1 protein-coding gene and 1 pseudogene are annotated in these 3,070 nt (G+C 75.0%); both read right to left on the bottom strand.

Going from position 1 to position 3,070, the window contains the following annotated elements; all coding sequences use genetic code 11:
• Positions 1 to 21 precede the first annotated feature (21 nt).
• A complete protein-coding gene (locus ABD308_RS38355) occupies positions 22 to 951 on the bottom strand; it encodes a coiled-coil domain-containing protein (RefSeq protein WP_344345574.1) in 930 nt (309 codons plus the stop codon).
• A 107-nt stretch (positions 952 to 1,058) separates the two neighbouring features.
• Positions 1,059 to 3,070, bottom strand: a pseudogene (locus ABD308_RS38350) (hypothetical protein); the annotation flags it as partial.

Below are 3,070 nucleotides of genomic sequence, written 5' to 3'. Positions count from 1 at the left end.
CGTCCCGGCCTGCGGGCCGCGTCAGCGCGACTGCTGGGCGGGCACGCCCATGGTGTCGTCGTTCGGCAGCGAGGCGGCGGCCACGGCCGCGCCGGTCAGCGTCGCCAGCATCTCGCGGACGTTGGTCAGCTGGGCGTTGATGCTGTCGCGGCGGTTGGTGAGCGCCGCCAGCTCGCGCTCGGATTCGCTGCGGATCCGGTCGGCCTTGGCGTTGGCGTCGGCCACGATGTCCTCGGACTGGCGCTGGGCCGTCTCGACGGTCTGGCGGGCGCGGCGCTCGGCGTCGGTGCGCAGCTTCTCGGCCTCCAGGCGGAGCTGCTCGGCGCGGTGCTCGATCTCGGCCAGTCGCTTCTCGGCCTTGGCCTGACGGGCGGCCAGGTCGCGCTCGGACTGCTCGCGGCGCTTGGCCAGGTTGGTCTCGAACTCCAGCGCGGCCTGGGCGGCCTTGGTGCGGGTCTCCTCGAAGAGGGCGTCCGCCTCCTCGCGCTTGTTCTGGGCGTCCTTGTTGGCCTCGGCCCGCAGCTGGGCGGCGTCGCTCTTGGCCTTGTCGACGATCCGCAGACCCTCGTCCTCCGCCTTGGCCTTGCGGTCCTTGGCGTAGTTCTCGGCCTCGGTGCGGACCTGCTGGGCGGCCGCCTCGGCGAGCTCGCGGTGCTGCTCGGCGGCGCGGTGCGCCTCCTCGCGCAGGTCCTTGGCCTCCTCCTCGGCGAGCCGCAGGATCTTCTCGACCCGGGCACCGAGACCGGCGTACGACGGCTCCGCCTCGGCGACCGCCGCCTGGGCGGTCTGGGTCTCCAGGTGGAGCTCCTCGATGCGCTTCTCAAGGGCGCTGATCCGGGTCAAGGCACTGTCACGGTCGGCCACCAGCTTGGTGATCCGCTCGTCGACCTGGGCGCGCTCGTACCCACGGCGCACCAGGTCGAAGCCGTGAGGGGAGTGACTGTCGCTCATGGGGTTCTGGGCTTCCTGTCGTCAAACCGCTGAGGTGGTTGAGGGAATCCTGACACGGTACCGGAGTGTCGGCGATGAAACGCCGTTGTCCCGCGGACAATGTCCGCTCAATCGGGTGGTGCGTTCTTGGAACGATTGCCACCCGACCGGGGGGAGCCAATTCCGGCACCAGCCTTGGCACCCCCGTCCTTCTTGGAACCGCTCCCCCCGTTGGCCTGCGCGACCGGTGACGGTGCCTCGAAGGCCTCCAGGGCGGACAGCACGTCCTGTACCCGGGAGATCTCCGTGTTGATGTCCTTGCGACGGCGCACCAGTTCGTCCAGCTCGCGCCGGCCCTCGTCGGTGGCCCGCTTCGCCTCGGCCCGCGCCTCGGCGAGCAGCCGCTCGGCCTCCGCCTTCGCCAGTTCGATCTGTTCGTCGGAGGCCCGGTCGGCGGCCCGCACCCGCTTCTCGGCCTCCGCCGACGCCGTCTCCAGCCGCTCCTCCGCCTCGTCCTGAGCGGACTTCAGCTTGGCCTCGGCCTTGATGATCAGGGCCTCGGCGCGGTCGGTGGAGCTGGCGAGCTTGGTCTCGGCCTCCTTCAGCAGGCCCTCGGCCTTGCGGACGGCCGACAGGCGCACCTTGCTGGCCTCGGCGGACGCCTCCGAGGTCAGCTCGTTGGCCCGGTCCTCGGCGGCGGCGACCAGCGCGGCGGCCCGGTCCTCGGCTTCGGCGACGGTGGCGACCGCCTGCTCCTCGGCCTCGGTCAGCTGCTCCTGGGCGGCGGTCACCAGCGCGTCCACCCGCTCGCCGGCCGACTTCATGGCCTGCGCGTTCTCCTTGCGGGCGCGCTCGTGCAGGGCCTCCACCTCGGCGTCGGTGCGCTCGCGCAACTCCTCGGCGCGCTCGCGGATCGCGGTGGCGTCCCGGCGGGCCTCGGAGAGCAGCGCGTCGGCGTCGGCGCGGCCCTTCTCGACCGCCTCCTGCCCGGCGGCCTCGCCGGCCGCGACCAGCCGGTCGGCCTCCTTGCGGGCGGCGGCGACCATCGCGTCCGCCTGCTCCTCGGCGGCGGCCGTGGTGGCCAGCGCGGTGGTCCGGGCGTCCTCGCCGAGCGACTCGGCGTCCGCGAAGGCCTTCTCCAGCACGGACTTGGCCCGCTCGCGGGTCGCCCTGTCGAACTTCTCGGCGGTCTCGCGGACCTCGGCGTCGTAGGCGTCGGCGCGGCCGTGGGTGGCCGTGTCGTACTCGTCGGCGAGGGTGCGGGTGGCGAGCGCGTACTCCTCGGCCTCGGCGCGCAGCGCGGCGGCGTACTCCTCCGCCTCGGCGACGGTCGCGGCGGCCCGCTCCTCGCCGGCGGCCACCATCCGGGCGGCCAGCTGCTCGGACTCGGCGCGCTGCTGCTCGGCGGCCTCCTGGGCGGCGCGCAGGGTGTCCTCGGCCTCGGCGCGCAGCCGCTCGTCGTAGGCCTGCGCCTCGGCGCGCTGCCGGGCCAGTTCCAGCTCGGCGGCCTCGCGGTCGGCGGCCAGCTCCAGCCCGGTCTGCTCGCGCAGGGCGGTCGTCTCGGCGGCGGTCCGGGCGCGCAGGTCGGCGGTCTCGCGCTCGGCGGTCTCGCGCAGCCGAGCCGTCTCCTGCTCGGCGGCGGCCCGCAGCTCGGCGGTCTCGCGGTCGGCGAGCGCGCGCAGCTCGGTGGTCTCCCGGTCGGCGGTGTCGCGCACCTCGGCGGCGGCCCGCTCGGCCTGCTCGCGCAGCTCCTCGGCGTCCCGCTCGGCGGCGGCCCGGAGTTCGGCGATCTGCTGGGAGGCGGTCTCGTGCAGCCCGGCCACCGACTGGCGGACCTCGGCGGCCTCCTCGTCGGCGGCCTCGACCAGCGCGGCGGCCTCGGTGCGGCCGGCCTCGACGAGTTCCTCGCCGTCGCGCCGGGCCCGCTCCAGCTCCTCGCCGGCCTCGGCGCGGATCGCGGCGGCGGTGGCGCGGGCCTCGGACAGCTCGCGGCCGGCTTCGGCGCGGACCGTCTCGGCCTGCTCCTCGGCGAGCGCCAGCTCGGCCGTGCCCCGCTCGCGCAGTTCCCTGGCGGCGGTTTCGGCCTGCTCGCGGACGCGTTCGGCGTGGGTGTCGGCGGCTTCGCGGACGGCGGCGGCCT

This window comes from Kitasatospora putterlickiae (assembly GCF_039527695.1).
GTDB classification, from domain to species: Bacteria; Actinomycetota; Actinomycetes; order Streptomycetales; family Streptomycetaceae; genus Kitasatospora; species Kitasatospora putterlickiae.
This window is presented reverse-complemented; position numbering and strand designations above follow the sequence as displayed.

Bases quoted from the DNA above. Each gene is read 5' to 3' on its own strand.
- ABD308_RS38355 (WP_344345574.1), bottom strand. From the start codon at position 951: ATGAGCGACAGTCACTCCCCTCACGGCTTCGACCTGGTGCGCCGTGGG.